Here is a 17,475-nt window from a genome sequence, read left to right on the forward strand (position 1 = left end):
TGGAGTGTGTCACTCCAGATCAGTGACTCGGTGATTTGGCAGGAGACCGCGGGGGGCATCTCGCTCTATCACGCCGAAACCGGGGATTTCCACACCCTGAACGAGACCGGTTCCCGGATATGGGAGCTCGTCGCGAGCGACGGGGAGCGGGAGCCGATCGTCGCGAAGCTGTCCCATGAGTTCGCCGGAGACAACCTCGCGATGAGCGTCCGCGTGCTGAAGGACGTGCAGGAGTTCCTCGGCAGCATGATCGAACGGGGTCTGATCGAAGAGCACCCTGCATGACCAGAGCGGTCGTCCTCGGCGGCGGCTTCGCGGGATCGCTGGCCGGCGCCGTGCTCGCCAGGCACGCGGACGACGTGATCGTGATCGAGGACGATCACTATCCGTCCGGTCCCCGTGCCCGGCGGGGACTACCCCAGTCACAGCACAGCCACGTCCTCGTGGCCGGTGGCGCGCGGGCGCTGCAGGAGCTGCTTCCGGGGACGCTCGAAGAGCTCTTCGCGCGCGGCGCGCATCACCGCCGCCTGCCCGGCGACGCGCTGATCCTCGCCGCGGCGGGGTGGTTCCGGCGGCTGGACACCGGGGCGTACCTCATCTCGTGCAGCCGGGGACTCCTGGACCAGGTGGTACGTCAGCGGGCGCTGGGCGCCGTCTCGACCTGGACAGGCACGCGCGCGCTCGGCATGGTGGGAGACGCGAGCCGGGTCACCGGGGTCGCGGTCAGCCGCGAGGGCGCCGCGCCGGAGACGATCGAGGCGGATCTCGTCGTCGACGCGACCGGGCGCAGATCGAAGGCGCCACGGTGGCTGGCCGAGCTCGGCGGGGCGGAGATCGAGGAGACGACCGTCTCCTCCGGGCTGGCCTACTCCACCCGGGTCTATCAGGCGCCCGCCGAACTCGCCGGCGAGATTCCGGCCATCATGCTGCACCCGCGGCCGGTGGCCGGGCGGCCGGGCCAGGGGGCGACGCTGTTCCCGATCGAGGACGGCCGGTGGATCGTCACCCTGACCGGCACCCGGGGCGGCGAGCCGCCCGCGGACGAGCGGGGCTTCGCGGACTTCGCGCGCTCGCTGCGCGACCCGATCGTGGCGGACCTCATGGCGGCGGCCACACCGCTCGGCGGCATCCGGCCGTACCGTGACACCTCGAACCGGCGAAGGTACTTCGAACGAGCGCGCCTGCCCGCCGGCTTCGTCGCGATCGGTGACGCGGTCGTCGCGGTGAATCCCGTTCACTCGCATGGGATGTCGGTCGCCGCGCTGAGCACGCTCCGGCTGGACAGGGAGCTGACGCGGCGCGGGCTCGATCCGGCCGCCTCCGCCGATCTGCAGGCGGCCATGACGGCGGAGGCGGAATCGTCATGGCGGATGGCAGTCGCGCAGGACGCGGGACCCGCCGGGCGGATGGCGGTCGTAGAGGAGGCGGAACCGGCCGGGCGGCGGGAAGCGACCGCGTTCGAGCGCGAGATTCTCGCCCGCAGGACTCGGGCCCTGCTGAGCAGCCCGGAGCTGGCCGCCGAATTCTTCCGCGCTCAGACCTTGATGCCCGCACGGGCCGAGAAAGACGGATCGGCAGTGGCACGGGCGCTGAGAGGAGAACCGGATCCCCTGCTCACCACGCGGGAAGCCGTCATGCAGTACCCCGCGCTGCACGCATGGTGGGACGCGCTCAACCGCGTGCCCGGCGGCCGTGAGCCGAGCCTGCGGTGATGAAGCCGGATTCGTAGGCGATGCCGACCGCGTGCGCCCGGTTCGCCGCCGACAGCTTGGCGAGGATGCGCGCCAGGTGCGAACGGACGGTTCCGGTGCCGATGCCGAGCTTGTCGGCGATGCCGGCGTTCGACAGGCCGGCCGCGACGAGCGCCAGCACCTCGGCCTCGCGGCGGGTGAGCTCCGCGAGCCGGTGATCGACCCCGGTGGTCACGGCGGCGATGCGATCACGCAGCCGCGTGATCATCGAGCTGGAGATGAACGTGTGCCCGGCGGCGACCAGCCGGATCGCGGGCACGATCTCCTCCACCAGCGACGCCCGGTGCACGAAACCGCCCGCGCCCCCGCGTAGCGCCCGCCCGAGCAGCTCCTCGTCCAGCGCTTCGGAGACCACCACCACCCGCATCCCGTTCCTCGCCTGCGCCGCGACGATCCGGGCGAATTCCACGCCGTCCGCCTGCCGCAGCGCCGCGTTCACCACCGCCACCCTCGGCCGATGCCTGACGACCAGATCGCCCAGCCGGTCGGCGGCGCCGGCCTCGCCCACCACGTAGATGCCGTTGCCCATGTGGAGCACGCTCCTGAGCTTGGCGCGCACCACCCGGTCCGGCTCGCCCACGACGACCCGCAGAATGGGCATGGCCTCGCCGGCAGGGCTCGCGTCAATCGGTTGCGCCACCTGACCACCCGAGTTTGAGCCCGTTTGCTCGACCGGCACACTATGCGCGTCCGGTTCCCGGACAGCCAGAGCAGCGGGGTTACTCACGTCGGACAGCCGCATGTGAGAAGTACTCATGACTGTCTGTAGTCCGCGTTGTCGGGACCTCGGGACCTCGGGACGTCGGGGCGGACAACCGGAGGATCGGCCCTCAGGCCGGATCCGCGACGAGGATCCGGATCGCCGAACCCCGCAGCGGCTGCGTGACGTCGGCCAGGTCGAACCCGCCGGCCGCGAGCAGGGCGTGGAACTCGGCCCGGTCGCGTTCCCAGCCGCCGGTGTAGACGAGCATGGCGATGTCGCTCATGACGACGCCGGCCGCCTCCGGGGTGTCGAGCCTGGCCGGCAGCACCGGTTCCAGCACCAGCAGGCGCCCGCCCGTCGCGATCGAGGCGCGGCAGTTACGCAGCAGCGCGGTGCACCGCTGGTCGTCCCAATCGTGCAGGACGCCTTTCAGCAGCATGAGGTCGCCTTCGGGTACGGACTCGAAGAAATCGCCCACCTGCCTGGTGCACCGATCCGACAGCCCCGCTCGCCTGAACGTTTCAGTGGCGGCCGCCCCGCCGTCGGCGGTGTCGTACAGGATGCCCTGGGCGCCGGGCGTGGCCGCCATTACCGCGGCGAGCAGCGCGCCGTTTCCGCCCCCGATGTCGACCACGGTGCGGACGCCGGTGAAGTCGTACGCCTGGGCGACCTCTGACGCGACGCGCTCGGTGCCCTCGCGCATGGCCGTGTTGAAGATCTCCGACAGGTCCGGATGGCCGGCGAGGTAGTCGAAGAGCGGCTGGTCGTGCACGTGGTCGAAGGCGGTCGCACCCGTTCGTACGCTGTGGGTCAACGCCCCCCATGCCTGCCAGGTCGCGGGGTCGCCGAGCAGCAGCACGCTGGAGCGCATCGACCATGGGTGGTCGGCACGCAGCGGCTGACCCAGCTCGGCCAGCGCGAGGTGTCCCGGCGCCACCTCATCGACCACGCCCAGGACCACCAGCGCCCGCGACAGCCGCTCCAGCGCCCGCGGGTCGGCCCCGATGGCGTGCGCCAGTTTCTCGACCGGCAGCGCACCGGCGGCAAGGGCCTCCGGAATGCCCAGGCGGACGGCCGCGTACAGGATCTGCGAGCCGGCGTAGCCGAACGCCATGCGGGACAGCTCCGCGTACCCCTTGATCATGGGCTCTTCTCCAACAGCAGCGGCAGGTGGCGTACACCGTGCAGGAACAGGTCCGGCGTCCACTCCAGGTCGGCCGGATCGACGGCCAGGGCCAGGCCGGGGAAGCGGCGCACCAGCGCGCCGATGGCGGCCCGGGCCTGCAGCCGGGCCAGCGCGGCGCCGAGGCAGAAGTGGATTCCGTGGCCGAAGCCCAGGTGCCGATTCGGGGTGCGGCCGATGTCGAAGACGTCCGGCCGGTCGAACACCGCCGGGTCGCGGTTGGCGGCCAGCAGCACCGGCACGACGATGTCACCCTGGGGGATCACCGATGACCCGATGCCCACGTCGGCCAGCGCGAACAGCGGCCGCGAGTGCCCGACCGGGCCGTTGAACCGCAGCACCTCCTCCACCGCGGAGTCGATCAGCTGTGGTCGGGCGCGGAGGCGTTCGAGCTGGTCAGGATGGCGCAGGAGTTCCAGCACTCCGTTGCCGATGAGGTTGACCGTCGTCTCGTCCCCGGCCAGCAGCAACTGGAACACGCTGGACACCAGCTCGGCGTGCGTGATCTCCGTTGACCGTACGAGCTGGGACAGCAGGTCCTCGCCCGGGTGGGCCCGGCGCTCGTCGAGCTGCTCGTTGACGTAGGCGACGAACGCGACTCCGGTGCGGCGTATCAGTGCCGCGTCCCGGCTGCGCAGCATGTCGTCGCTCCACCCGCGCAGCTGGCCCCGGTCGCCAATCGGGAAGCCGACCAGGTCCGCGACGATCAGGATCGGCAGCGGCAGGGCCAGAAGCTCGATCAGGTCGGCTCCGTCTCCGGCGGCCGCCAGGTCGTCGACCAGCTCGCCGACGACCTGGTCGATGCGCCGCTCCAGCGCCGCCACCGTCCGGGGGCCGAACGCGGGCGCCATCAGCCGCCGCAGCCGGGTGTGGTCGGGCGGGTCGAGGTTGAACATGTTCCGCCGCACCATCGCCAGCGGGTCGTTCTCCCAGCGGCGGTGATAGGCGGCCAGCTCGCCGGGCAGCCGGTCGAGTTGGCGTCCTATGTCCGGGTGGTGGAGCGCGCGCTGCACGTCGGCGTATCGGGTCAGGTACCAGGACACGCGACCGTTCGCCGGGGCGTGGCGGTAGACCGGCTCCTGCTCCCGCATGCGGTGGAAGAGCGGGTGCGGGTCTCGGCGGTGCCGCGAGGCGGTCGGGTCGAACGCCCGCTCAAGTCCGGTCGCGCTCATCGCCCCTTGGCCTTGCGCACGTCTAGGGCGAAGAACCTGGCGGCGGTCTGTCCCAGATCCGCCATGCTGAGGAACCCGCGCCGCGCCAGCTCGACCTCCGCGGTCGTTCCCGGGCCGTTCCAGTGGCGGGAGAAGATCCGTCCGCAGATCGCCGGCGCCGGGATGACCACCCTTCCGAGGCTCTGTTCCGCGATCTCATCGGCACGGGCCACGATGTCGGACCACTCGGGCCAGCGGCTCGATTCCCGGATCCGGTCCAGGACGATCGGCCGCCAATCCTCCGACTGCCAGACCGGCCACACCCGCACCATGACCAACCGGAGTTGCTCGGCGACGGGCAAGGTGGCCCGCTCCGTCTCGGACAGCCACGGCGCGAGGACGTGCGGCAGGTCGGCGCGGCCATCGACGCCGAGCCTGGCGCGCGTGTACGCCTCCAGCTCCAGGCCCCGCGCGGCGGCGAAGTCCGCCAGGAGGCCGGTCAGGACCTCCTCGTGCAGCTTCGGGTAGTCCTGGCCGAACAGCCGCGCCGCGTCCAGGACATCGAGATCGGACATCCACCTGCCCGGCGCGTACTCCCGCATCGACCGCCAGGCCAGCGCCTCATAGTGGGTGATCCCCGTCAGGGCCAGCTCGGCCGCCCACGTGCTGGGCGTTTCGGTTTGGTGCCCGCCGACGGCTCCCAGTGCAGCCATCGCGTCCAGCCGCTTCAGGTCCCACTCACCCGTCCCGATCTTCCGCTCCAGCGTGCTCAGCGCGTCACCGGCGTCCGGGCCCAGGGCCTCTCCCAGCTCGCGCCAGGTCCGGTGGACGAAGGGCCTGGACCGCGCCGCTTCGACGATCCGCTCGGCGGTCGCCGCCGGAACCAGGCCGCTCTTGGCGCCCTCCTGGCAGCCGTAGCGGATGTTGACCATGGCCACCGTGTCAGTGGGATATCCCCGCTCCGCGGGCCCGTGCAGGACCGCCACCTCGTCATCCCCGTCGACCTCGCCGCTCTCGTACATGCGGAAGACGGACCCGACGCCCCGCATGCCGTACGGGCTCAGCTCCGCGGCCCGCAGCGCCCCCATGCTGGCCGCCCCGATGACGTTCACGCCTTCGTTGAGCAGCCAGAGGATCTCCTTGTGGCCCACGGACAGCCGTTCCCGATAATACCCGTCGATGATGACGGCGGTGTCGTCCCGGCTCCACTCCTCCCTGAGGAGATCGCCCCGGGCCACGGGCGGCCGCGCCTGTGCCTCGGGAAGCACGGCGCGGACCTCGTCGTGCGAGATCGTCGGCCCGGCGTAGACGACCGTCTTCTGGCGGCTCACTAGAACACCTCCGGGGTGACGCGGCTGCCCGGTGCCACCACTCTGACCACCGGGACGCCGATCTCGTCCCTCGTCAGATCGATGACGAGCGGGGCGGCGGAGAACGCGGCCGCGGCCCGCCCGACCACGTCCGCCAGGTCATCGACCAGGCTCTGGTGAGCCGTCAGCTTCGGGATCGCTTCGCCGGTGTCCGCCGCAGGTGCGGCCCGGTGCCGCGCGCCGTCGTGGACGCCCGGATGGAGGTCGTCTCTCGCGCCCGAGATGTAGCCGAGCCTGGCCTGCGCGGCCTCGGTGACGGCCCGGGTGAGCGCTATCTCCGAGCCGAGGTGGCAGCCGAATCCCATGAACGCCGGTGGATAGTCGTCGCAGGAGATCCGGGCGAGGAAGCACGGCAACCCGGTGGGCGACGGCAGGGACCTGACCTCGAGACCGACCCGGGCCCGCGTGAGCAGCCCGCACAGCTCGTCGACGACCGGCGACCCCAGCGTCCCCGGATCGACGAGGACGCCCTTGTCGCCGCCGGTCATCGCCGTGGTCACGGCGTCCCGCTCGATCACCTCGTAGAGCGCGTGCAGAACGGCCTCGACCAGCGTGTTCCCGCTCGCCAGGCCATTCGTCGACTCGAAGAACACCGGCGGGTTCCAGCCGGGCTTCCGCAGGAGGGAGAATCCCACCGATTCCCTGGGAACCAGCCGCTCCGAGCCGTCGACCAGCGACCGGCCGGCGACCCAGTCCAACGGCAGCCCGTCATGCAACACGGTCGGCGGGGAGAGCGGGAGGTCGCGGACGTCGTAGCCCAGCTGCCCGCTGACGTCTCGCGGAGGCGCGGTCGTCACCGGCGTCATGGGCTGTTCGGCATGCCAGAGCTCGACGGCCTCCATCATCGCGGACAGTTTCGCCAGCTCGGGCGTGATCCCTTTCCCCTGAGACACGGCGAGCGTCCGGGAAGTCGGTCTGATCGCCTGAAAAGTCGGGATGCCGATGGTGTCCAGCCTGGTGATGTCCGCGACCCTGGTGATCCCGACCATCCGGGCCGCCCGGCCGGCCATCTCCAGCGTGGCCGTCGGGTCGTGAGCTCTGTCCGTGCCCGGCAGCCGGACCTTGGACCGGTCGGACCGCGAGAGAAGCCACGACAGAGAGGAGTTGTCTGTCCGCATCGTCCCCTGCCCTTGACGAGATCAGATGTTGCGGGCGCGCTTGATCAGCGCGCGGCCGCCCACGGTGTAGCTGATGGCCGCCAGGACGGCCAGCACCAGGAGGTCCTGCCACGCGTCGGCGAAACCGAAGAACGCGGCGTTGCGCATACCGTCGATCGCGTACGTCAGCGGGTTGATCATCGCCACCCACTGCAGCACGGTGGGCATGCTGTCGATCGGGTAGAGCGACGGGGCGCTGAACACGAGAACGGGGATCGACACGTTCGACAGCAGCATGAAGACCTGGTAGTCGGTGATCAAGATGGCCGTCGCCAGATACAGCCCGTTGAAGGCCAGGGCGGCCAGCGTGAGCGTCGACAGTAGGCCGACCCAGGCTTGCAGGTCGAACGGCAACGCGAAGATGAGCACCGCCACGCCCAGCGCCAGCAGCGCCTGTCCCAGCACCAGCGACACGCCCGCGATCACCTTGCCGAGCAGGAACCGCGACCGGCGCAACGGGTAGGACCACAGCTGCGTCGCCGCGCCGCTCATCTCCTCCTGGAACACCGCCATGCCGGACGTCCCCGCCGCGCTGACGACCGACATCGCCAGCGTCATGGGCAGCAGGAAGATCGTGAACGGTACGTCGACGCCCTTGTAGTGGACGACCCTGAGGAGGTTGCCCAGCGAGGTGTTCACGAGCAGCAGGTAGATCAGCATCGGGGCCAGGCCGAGGATGAGATACACCCGGTTGCGGGCGAGCAGCGCGTACTCGCGGTAGAGCACCGCGGACAGGTCGGCCGCCTTCGGAGTCCCGGTCGGAGGAGTGTTGTCGAATGCCAGCTTGGCGGCCACATCTGCCCCTTTTGTCGACTTCAGTCCTCGGTATCCGTCATCCTGAGGAAGACCTGCTCCAGCGAGTCCGTGACGGTCGAGACGCCGGAGATCGCGACTCCGTGGTCCAGGCAGTGCCGCGACAGTTCCGGGAGCACCTCCCGCGCTCGCGCACCGTGGATGCGTACGTCCGACTCCTCGGTCGTGGCCCTGAGCCCGGCCAGCTCCGCCCAGGCCGCCACCACCAGGCCGGCCGCGGGATCATCGAGGGTCACCAGCAAGTGGGTGCTGCCGAACTCCTCGACGAGTTCGCGCGGTTTGGCGAAGCGCAGCACCCGTCCGTGGTTGATGACCATCACCCGCTGGCTGTTGCGTTCCAGCTCGTCGATGTGGTGGCTGGTCCACAGCACGGTCACGCCGTGCTCCTCGCGCAGCCAGGTCACGAAACGCTCGATGTGCCGCCGCCCCACCACGTCCAGTCCCGCGGACGGCTCGTCGAGGATCAGCAGCCGCGGAATGGTGAGCAGCGCCCGTACCAGCTGCAACCGTTGCCGCTGACCGCCCGACAGCTGGAAGCAGAAGCGCGGCAGGGCCTCCGTCAAGCTGAGGAACTCCGCCAGCTCGAGCGCCCACGGCCGCACGGCACGCCACTTCAGGCCGCGGAAGCGGGCGGCGATCCGCAGGTTGTCGAGCGCCGGCAGCATCATGTCGAACGGGCCTGACTGGTGCATCGCCCCGATGCCGCTCTTGGCGGCGACCGGCTGGCGCACCGGATCGGCGTCGAAGACGCGGACCTGGCCGGAGGTAGGGGTGGTGACCCCGCAGATCATTTTGATCAGGGTCGTCTTCCCGGCGCCGTTGGGTCCCAGGAGCCCGATCGTCTCTCCCCGCGCGATCTCGAACGAGACATCGTCCACCGCCGGTCTCTCGCTGCGCCGATAGCGTTTGGTCAGCCCCGCGGCCGTCACCACATCGCTCGACACGGCACCACCCTTCACTTGCCACTTCACCAAACGTGCAGGTTGTCGGCTGCTGGAGATGTGTTGCAGGTTGAGTATGGACCGGCGATCAGCGGGTGACACAACCCCACAAACGTGGGCTATCCGGGACGTTATGCCGAACGACAGAGGGCACGTTGTGTGATCTCGCCACGTGTGATCATCATCGGCACATGGACCCGGTTCACTCGCGCATTCCGTACACCCTGCGCATGCCGGCCGGAAGTCCCGGCGTGACCTGGCAGCTCCCGGAGGAGACCGACCCGGCGGCCGCCCTGCCGTGCGTGGTCCTCGTGGACCGTGCGGGGATCAACGAGTTCGCCGTGCTCCAGCGCGGGCTGCGCACGTTCGGCGTGCCGAGCGTGCGGATCGACGCCGGGTCGATCGGCGACCTGCGGATCCTCACCCGGCTCGACGACGGCTCGCTGACGGTGAACGGGCGCCGCATCATCCCCACCGTCACCTGGGTACGGCACTTCTCACCGCGAGCCGTGCGAGGCGAGAACGGCTCGGCGGCGTCCCTGTTCCGGGCCGACTCGTGGGCCGCCCTCATCGACCAGCTGTCGTCGCTGTCAGCCGCCCGGCTGCCCGGTGGCAGTGATCTGGGGCGGCTGGTTCAGCTGGACGACGCGGCGGAGGCAGGGGTCCGTACCCCGCGAACGATCGCCACGACCGACCTGGGGGCGGCGAGCGCGGCGCTGGCCAGCGACCGGGTCATCGTCAAGGCCCTCGACCAGCATTTCGTCGAGACCGAACCGGGCACCCTGCACGGGGTCTTCCCGGAGATCGTGGCCGGTGTCGCGGCCAGGAAGCTGCCCGCGCGGGACGCGCCCATGATCGTCCAGGAGTACGTCGACCACTGGGCGGAGCTGCGCGTCTACTTCGTGGACGGCGAGATCCGGGCCTTTCGCGTCGGCAAACCGTCGCCGGAGGCGATCTGGCGCGACGAGGCGTCGGTCACGGTCTCTCCGGCGGCGGCGCCGGAGCCCGTGGTGGAGGCGGTGCACCGGCTCGCCGGGATCTGGGGCCTGCGCTACGGCGCCTTCGACTTCCTGCTGACCAGGCAAGGGCCGGTGTTCCTCGAAGTCAATCGCGACGGCGATTGGCGGTGGTTCGAAGCGAAGGCCGGTGTCGACGACGTCTCCATCGCCACGCTGTCCACGGTGCGTACGCTCCACCGTCAGGTGGCCAGGGCGGGTTCGGCGACGATCGATCTGGCCGGATTCCTGGCGCTGGGCACCGACCGGATCAAGCGGGCCAAAGCCGTGACCGCGCGCTTGGACGCGCGCGTGCTCGGCGCGCTCGAGGTGCGGGTGGACGGCACGATCGTGCACGTCAGCGCCAGAAAGGCGCGGCTGCTGGCCGCCATCCTGCTCTCCCGCCCGAACCAGGTGGTTCCGACCGACCAGCTGATCGATTCCTTGTGGGGAGAGCGACCACCTCCCACGGCACGCAAGAACCTGCAGGTCTACGTCTCGGCGTTGCGGCGGAGCTTCGGGGATCGGATCTCCTACCAGGGCTGGGGATACCGGCTGGACGCCGGGCCGGACGAACTCGACCTCCTCAGGTTCCGGCGGTTAGCCGGCGCCGGCCGCGACATGCGGCGCAGGGGCGACGCCGATGCCGCGTTGACCGTGCTCGATGACGCCCTGCGCCTGTGGGGCGGTCAGCCGCTCGCGGAGTTCTCGGGTGTCGCCTTGGTCGATGAGGCGGTCGGCAGATTCACCGACCTGTACCTCACAGTCAACGAGGACTGGGCGGAACTCGCGATCGAGCGGGGCGGCCACGTCGAGGTGCTGAACCGGCTCGACGACCTGGTGCCCTTCTTTCCCGCGCGCGAGCGGCTCGTGGCGGCCAGGATGACCGCTCTCGCCGGTTGCGGCCGTGCGCCGGAGGCGCTCTCGCAGTTCGAGACCGTACGCCGGCATCTCGTGGCCGAGCTCGGCATCGACCCCAGCCCCGTACTCAGGAATCTCTACGAGGAGATTTTCCAAGGGCAGCTGGCCAGGGCCGATCCTTAACCGGTCGCATGGTCCGGCCATACCGCTGATTAAGCAGACGCTTCTAGCTTGCACACAGAGGTGCTTTCACCAGAGGCGCCTCTGGCCAAGGCGATCCGAATCGGGACTTGCTATGGATCTTGTTTTCGACGATCTGATCAACGATCGCGACACGCGGCTGATCGTCCTGCTGGCCAGGGGATACACGACGACAAGAATCGCCCGCGAGCTGAAACTCAGCAGGTATACGGTGGCGGAGCGGATCAGCAAGCTCCTCGACCGATTCGCCTGCAGCAACCGGAGCCAGCTCGTGGCGTACTCCTATGCCCACAAGCTCCTGGACGTCGGCATCTGGCCACCGGGCGCCTCCGAGCCCCTTCCTTGAGGACCCCGGTGGCCCGCCGGTTAGGGGAGCCGTGTCAGAACATGCCGTGTGGGACCTGCGCCGGTTCGGGGACCGGCTGGACCACGTCCCAGTGCTCGGCGATCAGGCCGTCCTCGATCCGCCAGAAGTCCGCGACCGCCAGCCCGCGCCCCCCTTCCCGAGGGATCAGGTGATAGTGCATCACCACGAGATCGCCTTCCGCGACGACCCGCTTGAGCTCCAGCCGGGAGGTGGCCAGCGGGGAGTCCCTGATGAAGTCGATGAAGGCGCGCCTGCCTGACGGGTTGCCCGGGCTGTGCTCGATGAAGTCCTCGCTCAGGAGCGTCTGGAGCACCTCGATGTTGCCCGCGGCGAACTCCGCGAAGCCGGCCATGATCAGTTCTTTGCTGCTCGTCATGGGAGAACGCTGACAGCGGCCGCGGGGTGGTGTCGATTACCTGGGATGTAGTTTCCCCGATGCTCAGGCGAAGGAGCAACTCTGGTTGACTAAGTGGAAATTGGTCAACTACGGTTTCCCGCCTGGTCACCCTCCAGGATGCGCGCATGCAGGGCATCTTCGGCCGCCTGCCGAACGCCTGCGTGGAGAACGCGGTGAACACCTACTTCGGCGACGGCACTCTGCCCGCCGCCGACATCACCTGCCACGCGCCGCGGCCGCCGGGGTGGACCGAGATCAGCGCCGTCTGCACCGCCCCCGAGGCACGCGGGCGAGGCCATGCCGCCCGCCTGGTCAGTGCGCTCGTCGCGCGGATCGTGGCTCGTGACGAACGGCCCTTCATCCACGTGGCCGAGGCGAACACCGGCGCGATCGCCCTCTACGAGCGGCTCGGCTTCGAGACCCGCAAGCCCGTGACCTTCCGGGGGTTCCGCACGCCGTGACGGCTTCCGTCACTGAGCCGGGGCGCTACCGGACCTTGATCCGCAGAGCCCCCGCCGTTGGCCGCAGGCCGGTGGTGAGCATGGCGGTCTTGCGTTGCTCGATGGAGAGCCGCACGCCCTTGGGGTCCGGCCGTACGGCGCCCGCGAACGAGTCCCTGCGCCAGTCGGAGAGCTTCTCCTCCTTGACCACGTCTCCGGTGTGCGGCGCGTGCACCATGTATCCGGGTCTCGAGATCATCCCCACGTGCCCGAGCCCGTGGAAGAAGACCAGGTCACCTGGCTTGAGGTGGTCCCAGGAGATCTTCTTGGAGAACGCGGAGTACTGCTCCGTCGTGGTGCGCGGCAACTCGATCCCGGCGTGCTCGTACGCCCTGAGCATGAGCCCGGAGCAGTCGTAGCCGCTGTCGCTGGTCCCGCCCCAGACGTACGGGATACCGCGCTTCTTCATGGCGAACTTGAGGGCGACCTTCCAGGCCGGAGTGGTCTGGCTCGTCTGCTGGACGGGCTTGCTCTCAGTGCTGGCAGGGGTGGTGGGGCCGGTAGGGGTGGTGGGCTCGGCGTGAGCCGGAGCGGCCAGAGTGAGCCCGGCGACGGCAGCCGCCAGGCAGATGGCGAGGGGAGCCACTGCTGTGTCCTTCCATACGGCCTACCGGGTTAGCTGACGGGCTCGGGCCTGGAAGTGGCCCTACGGCGATGCCGATTCGCCCCAGAGGGAACTTGGGTCCCCGGCTCCACGCAGGTGAGTGGATTAGGCGGGACGAACACTAACAAAACGGTCAAAGACTTGTAAACTGCCTAAAATCGGGCGTCAACCAGGCGGGCATGACATGACAGGTAATCGACACCACCCCGGCGGGCCAGGTAGAACCGGCCGGTATGAACATGGATCAGCCGATAGGGGAGTTGCTGCGGGACTGGCGGCACCGGCGCGGGCTCACGCAGCTCGACCTGGCCCTCCAGACCGACGTGTCCGCGCGCCACGTCAGCTTCGTCGAGACCGGGCGGACGATCCCCAGCCGGTCCATGGTGCTGCGCCTGTCCGAGCAGCTCGAGGTGCCGCTGCGCGCGCGCAACCGGCTGCTGCTCGCGGCCGGGTACGCGCCCATCTACCCCGAGCGCCCGCTTGACGACCCCGATCTGGGCAAGGCGCACGAGGCGCTCCAGCGGATCCTGCGCGGGCACGAGCCGTATCCGGCGATGGCCCTGGACCACCGGTGGAACCTGCTGCTGGCCAACGACGCCATGAACGTCTTCCTCGACGACGTGGCCCCGGCCCTCCTGGAGCCGCCGGTGAACATGATGCGGCTTGGCCTGCACCCGGACGGGTTCGCGCCGCGGGTGCGGAACCTGGCGCAGGTCCGCGGCTTCCTGCTGCCCCGGCTCGCCAGGCAGGTCGCCCGTGCGGGGGATCCGGAGCTGAGCGCGCTCTACGAGGAACTGCTGGCCTATGGAGACGATGGCGAGGCGCCGCTGCCCGACCCCGCCGACATCGCGCTGCCCGTACGGATCACGCATCGGGGGGACGAGCTCTGCTTCTTCAGTACGATCACGACGTTCGGCGCGGCATTCGACATCACGCTCGAAGGGGTTGCCGTCGAGGCGTACTTCCCCGCCGACGACGAGACCACCCGGCTGGTCGGGAACCGTTGACGCCGCCGCCGGGTGGCGTCAGTACGCGGCGGTGAACCTGACCCGGTGGTGCCCGGGCCGTTCCGCCTCGTCCAGCAGTACGACCGCGAGGTCCTCCATGGAGATCGCCGAGTTCCCCTCGGCGTCCAAGAGCAGCTCGTCGGCGCCCAGCCGGTAGACGCCGGTACGCTCGCCCGGCGCCAGCACCGCGGCCGGACTCAGGTACGCCCAGTCCACGCCGGTCTCCGCGCGGCAGGCTTCGAGCTGGGCGTTGCAGGCCAGCGCGATGTCGCGGTAGGCGTCGGACATGAAGCGCGGGTCGTCGAGCACGGTACGCCCGCCGGACCCGGGAACGGTCAGCCCGGCCGCCCCGCCGACGAGCAGCAGCCGGACGCCGGTCCCCGCGAGCCCCGCCAGCAGCGCCTTGGCGGTCGTGACGAGATCGTGCTCGCGGCCGGTGGGCGGGCGGGTCGCGCTGATCACGAGGTCCTGACCGGTGCCGAGCCTGGTCACGTCCTCGACATGAGCGGCGTCGCCGACCTGGGGATGGGCGCCGGGGTGCAGTGACGGGAAGCGGGCCGGGTCGCGTACGACGGCGGTGACCTCGTGGCCACGGGACAGCGCCTCGGCGACCACACGAGCGCCGACGCTGCCCGCCGCTCCGAACACGGTGATGCGCATGATTTCTCCTTGATCGGCAGTGAGGGATGAGAGGGATGAGAGGGTGCGGATCGGACGGTCAGGGCGTGGGGATCAGCCGGTCACGAGCGGGCGCGTCCGCCTGACCCGGCGGCTTCTGCTCTGGGCCGCGACGAGGGCGGCTGGTCTGGGCCGCGATGAGGGCCGCCACGACGACGAGCCCGCCCACGATCTGGGCAATGGTGAGCGACTGGCCGAGGGCGAGCCACCCCAGCGCGGTGGCGACCAACGGGCTGAGCAGGCCGAGGAAGGTGACGTGGGTGGGGGACAGGGCGCGGATCCCCCGGAACCACAGCGAGTAGGCGACGGCCGAGCCGATGACGGCGAGGTAGGCGTACCCGGTCAGGTTCGCCGGGGTCAGTGCGACGGGCGGCGGTCCTTCGACGAGGAGGGCCACTGGGAGCAGCAGCAGGCCGCCGGCCACCAGCTGCCAGCCGGTGGTCGCGAGCAGGGGCGCCGGTGAGGTCCACCGCTTGCTGAGGACGACTCCGGTGGCCATGACGATCGCGCCCCCGGCCGCAGCGGCGATGCCGACGGCGTCCAACCGGGCGTCGGCCCGCAGCACCAGGAGGCTGACACCGGCCACACCCGCCACGGCGGCGATCGCCGTACGCGCGGACAGGCGCTCGCCGAGCAGGCCGGAGGACAGGCCGGCGACCAGGAGGGGCTGCACCGCGCCGATGGTCGCGGCCACCCCGCCGGGCAGCCGGTACGCGCCGATGAACAGCAGCGCGAAGAACAACCCGATATTGAGCGCGCCGAGCGCGAACGCGCGCCACCACCACACCCCTTGCGGCAGGCGCCGGGTGAGCAGGAGGAGCAGCAGCCCGGCGGGCAGGGCCCGGACGACCGCGGCCAGGAGCGGGCGGCCGGGCGGCAGCAGTTCGGTGGTGACGAGGTAGGTGGTCCCCCAGATGGCCGGGGCCAGCGCGGTCACCATGATCAGGGCAGGTCGATTTCTTAGCACTAAGACAATGTATCTCACTGCTAAGACATCCGATAGGGTGGGATGGTGACTGATCATGTTGACCGGGTGCTGGAGCAGTGGGCCGAGCAGCGGCCTGACCTGGACGTGTCGCCAATGGCGATCATCGGGCGGCTGTCACGGCTGTCGCGGCTGATCGGCACGGAGCTGACCCGTACGTTCAGCGCTCACGGGCTCGACTCGGCGTCGTTCGACGTGCTCGCCACGCTGCGGCGCAATGGGCGGTCGTTGACCCCGGCCGAGCTCATGAAGTCGGCCATGGTCACCTCGGGGGCGATCACCCAGCGCCTCGACCGCCTCCAGTCCCGGGGCCTGGTGTCCCGTACGCCCAGCGAGAAGGACGGCCGAGTCGTGTATGTCGCCCTCACCGAGGAGGGCCGGGAGCTGATCGACCGGGTGCTGCCCGATCACGTCGAGACCGAGCGCCGCCTGCTCGCCGCGCTCTCCGAGCCCCGGCGCGCCGCCCTCGCCGGCGAGCTCAAGGAGCTCCTGGAGTCACTGGGCGACAGCCTGGACTGAACGGCGTACACCGCCTGCCGGGGGATCGCTCGGACGGGCGGGGTGAGAGTGCCCAGAAGGGTGGGACGAGGGGCTCGGACGGGCGGGAGGAGAGTGCTCAGACGGGTGGGACGAGGGTGAAGTATCGGTCGAGCACGGCCCGGTCGCCGTGCACGTCGAGCCGCTCGTACGGGATGCGGTGCCACAGGAACAGCATGAGGTCCGACGCGGTCCCGACCACCTCCACGTCACAGCCGCCCGATTCCACAAGACTCACGTCGGCGCCTTCTATTAGACTCGCGTCGGCCTCTTCTACGAGGCTCGTGTCGGCCCCGTCGAAACGGATCGTCCACCGCCCCGGCCCGTCGCTCTGCCGGAAGCCGTACGTCTCTCCCGCTCCGGGCGGCGCCGCCGTCAAGGCCCGCCGGGCCGGGGCCATCACCTCGAACGTCTGCCCCACCGCGTCGGCCGCCAGCTCCGCGTCCATCGGCCCGGCGATCCCCGCCACCATTTCGGCGTCCCAGCGGTGGATGGCCGCCTCGATCGTCTGCATCCGCAACCAGAAGCCGACGCTCTGCTCACCCGACCACGTCCACACCGGCACACCCGGATCCGTGGTGGCGAACGCGGCCTCCAGCTTGGCGGCGCCCTCCGCGAACCAGTCGAGCAGCCCGGCCGGCAGCGGCCCGGTCGCCGGTGCGTTCGCCGGATCCGGCCAGCCCACCGGATCGGCCGGCAGATCGAGGAAGGACAGGCCCGCGGGATCCGGCTTCTCGGTGAGACGGTCGCCGATGACCCACACCAGGTAGCGGTGCACACCGCCCAGATGCATGACCAGATCGGGCACGCCCCAGCCCGGACAGGACGGCACCAGACCGGAGTCAGCGGCCCGGCACGCCGCCTCGAACGCGCGGATCTCCCGGCCGAAGTGAGAAAGATGATCCATCCCTTCACTCTGCCCGCCCCACCCGCTCCCCGCCAGCGGCAAGGATCTGACGCGGCGCCCACGGACCCCTGCCGGACATCGCCCCCCGGAGGGGGCGTCCCTCCGTAAGGGCCTCTGCCGGGACGGGCTGTCCGCGATGGGGGTGTCCCTCCCCGGGGGCCTCTGCCACGACGGGCTGTCTTCGTCCACTCCCGCGACGGAGGGTGTCCCTCCCGGGGACCTCTGCCACGACGAGCCGCCTTCTTCCGCTCCTCCGGATGGGGTGTCCGCCCGGTATGTGGTGGCCGCGCACGGCGTACGCGACCTGCTGCTGGTGCCCCGAGGGGGCCCAGCCACGACGGGCCGTTCGTCTTCCCCTCCGGACGGG

General features: G+C 70.3%; 19 protein-coding genes and 1 riboswitch. Of the genes, 7 read left to right on the forward strand and 12 right to left on the reverse strand.

Annotated elements, in window-relative coordinates; translation table 11 throughout:
- The first annotated feature begins 6 nt into the window (after positions 1 to 6).
- Complete coding sequence (locus AB0C30_RS06200) at positions 7 to 285, forward strand: PqqD family protein (RefSeq protein ID WP_225288903.1); 279 nt, start codon at positions 7 to 9, stop codon at positions 283 to 285.
- Positions 282 to 1,712 carry an FAD-dependent oxidoreductase gene (locus AB0C30_RS06205; protein ID WP_357940183.1) on the forward strand — a complete coding sequence of 477 codons (1,431 nt, stop codon included), beginning with the start codon at positions 282 to 284 and terminating at the stop codon, positions 1,710 to 1,712. Before AB0C30_RS06200 ends, AB0C30_RS06205 begins: the two co-directional genes overlap by 4 nt.
- On the opposite strand, the gene AB0C30_RS06210 is transcribed toward AB0C30_RS06205, so the two are convergent.
- From AB0C30_RS06210 to AB0C30_RS06240, 7 genes are all read right to left on the reverse strand, one after another.
- Positions 1,672 to 2,391 (reverse strand): response regulator transcription factor, encoded by a 720-nt coding sequence (locus tag AB0C30_RS06210; protein ID WP_357940185.1) that lies wholly within the window; start codon positions 2,389 to 2,391, stop codon positions 1,672 to 1,674. The two genes, AB0C30_RS06205 and AB0C30_RS06210, sit on opposite strands and share 41 nt — an antisense overlap.
- A gap of 190 nt (positions 2,392 to 2,581) precedes the next feature.
- Positions 2,582 to 3,598 carry a methyltransferase gene (locus AB0C30_RS06215; RefSeq protein ID WP_357940187.1) on the reverse strand — a complete coding sequence of 339 codons (1,017 nt, stop codon included), beginning with the start codon at positions 3,596 to 3,598 and terminating at the stop codon, positions 2,582 to 2,584.
- Complete coding sequence (locus AB0C30_RS06220; protein WP_357940189.1) at positions 3,595 to 4,809, reverse strand: cytochrome P450; 1,215 nt, start codon at positions 4,807 to 4,809, stop codon at positions 3,595 to 3,597. Before AB0C30_RS06220 ends, AB0C30_RS06215 begins: the two co-directional genes overlap by 4 nt.
- Entirely contained in the window at positions 4,806 to 6,119 is a 1,314-nt protein-coding gene (locus tag AB0C30_RS06225; RefSeq protein WP_357940191.1) for a TfuA-like protein, read from the reverse strand. The genes AB0C30_RS06220 and AB0C30_RS06225 overlap by 4 nt, the downstream gene beginning before the upstream one ends.
- On the reverse strand, positions 6,119 to 7,276 hold the full coding sequence (locus AB0C30_RS06230) for a YcaO-like family protein (RefSeq protein ID WP_357940193.1): 1,158 nt from the start codon (positions 7,274 to 7,276) through the stop codon (positions 6,119 to 6,121). The genes AB0C30_RS06225 and AB0C30_RS06230 overlap by 1 nt, the downstream gene beginning before the upstream one ends.
- 21 nt (positions 7,277 to 7,297) lie before the next feature.
- A complete protein-coding gene (locus AB0C30_RS06235; protein ID WP_357648416.1) occupies positions 7,298 to 8,110 on the reverse strand; it encodes an ABC transporter permease in 813 nt (270 codons plus the stop codon).
- Between the two features lie 20 nt (positions 8,111 to 8,130).
- Positions 8,131 to 9,072 (reverse strand): ABC transporter ATP-binding protein, encoded by a 942-nt coding sequence (locus AB0C30_RS06240; protein ID WP_357940195.1) that lies wholly within the window; start codon positions 9,070 to 9,072, stop codon positions 8,131 to 8,133.
- 188 nt (positions 9,073 to 9,260) lie between these two features.
- Between AB0C30_RS06240 and AB0C30_RS06245 the strand changes: the two genes are divergently transcribed.
- Complete coding sequence (locus tag AB0C30_RS06245) at positions 9,261 to 11,108, forward strand: BTAD domain-containing putative transcriptional regulator (protein ID WP_357940197.1); 1,848 nt, start codon at positions 9,261 to 9,263, stop codon at positions 11,106 to 11,108.
- A 112-nt stretch (positions 11,109 to 11,220) separates the two neighbouring features.
- Positions 11,221 to 11,472 carry a LuxR C-terminal-related transcriptional regulator gene (locus tag AB0C30_RS06250; RefSeq protein ID WP_357940199.1) on the forward strand — a complete coding sequence of 84 codons (252 nt, stop codon included), beginning with the start codon at positions 11,221 to 11,223 and terminating at the stop codon, positions 11,470 to 11,472.
- 34 nt (positions 11,473 to 11,506) lie between these two features.
- Here the strand turns inward: AB0C30_RS06250 and AB0C30_RS06255 are convergent, their stop codons facing one another.
- Entirely contained in the window at positions 11,507 to 11,869 is a 363-nt protein-coding gene (locus AB0C30_RS06255; protein ID WP_357940201.1) for a nuclear transport factor 2 family protein, read from the reverse strand.
- A 122-nt stretch (positions 11,870 to 11,991) separates the two neighbouring features.
- Between AB0C30_RS06255 and AB0C30_RS06260 the strand changes: the two genes are divergently transcribed.
- On the forward strand, positions 11,992 to 12,351 hold the full coding sequence (locus AB0C30_RS06260; protein WP_357941464.1) for a GNAT family N-acetyltransferase: 360 nt from the start codon (positions 11,992 to 11,994) through the stop codon (positions 12,349 to 12,351).
- A 25-nt stretch (positions 12,352 to 12,376) separates the two neighbouring features.
- Here AB0C30_RS06260 and AB0C30_RS06265 read toward each other — a convergent pair whose 3' ends face one another.
- On the reverse strand, positions 12,377 to 12,976 hold the full coding sequence (locus tag AB0C30_RS06265) for a C40 family peptidase (protein WP_357940203.1): 600 nt from the start codon (positions 12,974 to 12,976) through the stop codon (positions 12,377 to 12,379).
- Between the two features lie 3 nt (positions 12,977 to 12,979).
- A riboswitch (cyclic di-AMP (ydaO/yuaA leader) is annotated at positions 12,980 to 13,116 on the reverse strand.
- Positions 13,117 to 13,227: 111 nt separating this feature from the next.
- Here AB0C30_RS06265 and AB0C30_RS06270 point away from each other — a divergent pair.
- On the forward strand, positions 13,228 to 14,001 hold the full coding sequence (locus tag AB0C30_RS06270; RefSeq protein ID WP_357940205.1) for a helix-turn-helix transcriptional regulator: 774 nt from the start codon (positions 13,228 to 13,230) through the stop codon (positions 13,999 to 14,001).
- Positions 14,002 to 14,019: 18 nt separating this feature from the next.
- Here AB0C30_RS06270 and AB0C30_RS06275 read toward each other — a convergent pair whose 3' ends face one another.
- Together AB0C30_RS06275 and AB0C30_RS06280 are read right to left on the reverse strand one after the other, a co-directional pair.
- A complete protein-coding gene (locus tag AB0C30_RS06275) occupies positions 14,020 to 14,661 on the reverse strand; it encodes an NAD(P)H-binding protein (RefSeq protein WP_357940207.1) in 642 nt (213 codons plus the stop codon).
- A 58-nt stretch (positions 14,662 to 14,719) separates the two neighbouring features.
- Entirely contained in the window at positions 14,720 to 15,646 is a 927-nt protein-coding gene (locus tag AB0C30_RS06280) for an EamA family transporter (protein ID WP_357940209.1), read from the reverse strand.
- 42 nt (positions 15,647 to 15,688) lie between these two features.
- Here AB0C30_RS06280 and AB0C30_RS06285 point away from each other — a divergent pair, with 42 nt between their 5' ends.
- The gene (locus tag AB0C30_RS06285) at positions 15,689 to 16,183 is read left to right on the forward strand and encodes a MarR family transcriptional regulator (protein WP_357940211.1); all 495 of its coding nucleotides are present in this window, start codon (positions 15,689 to 15,691) and stop codon (positions 16,181 to 16,183) included.
- A gap of 97 nt (positions 16,184 to 16,280) precedes the next feature.
- On the opposite strand, the gene AB0C30_RS06290 is transcribed toward AB0C30_RS06285, so the two are convergent.
- Complete coding sequence (locus tag AB0C30_RS06290) at positions 16,281 to 17,108, reverse strand: maleylpyruvate isomerase family mycothiol-dependent enzyme (RefSeq protein WP_357940213.1); 828 nt, start codon at positions 17,106 to 17,108, stop codon at positions 16,281 to 16,283.
- Positions 17,109 to 17,475: the final 367 nt, after the last annotated feature.

The organism is Nonomuraea sp. NPDC048901 (assembly GCF_040649695.1).
Classification (GTDB): domain Bacteria; phylum Actinomycetota; class Actinomycetes; order Streptosporangiales; family Streptosporangiaceae; genus Nonomuraea.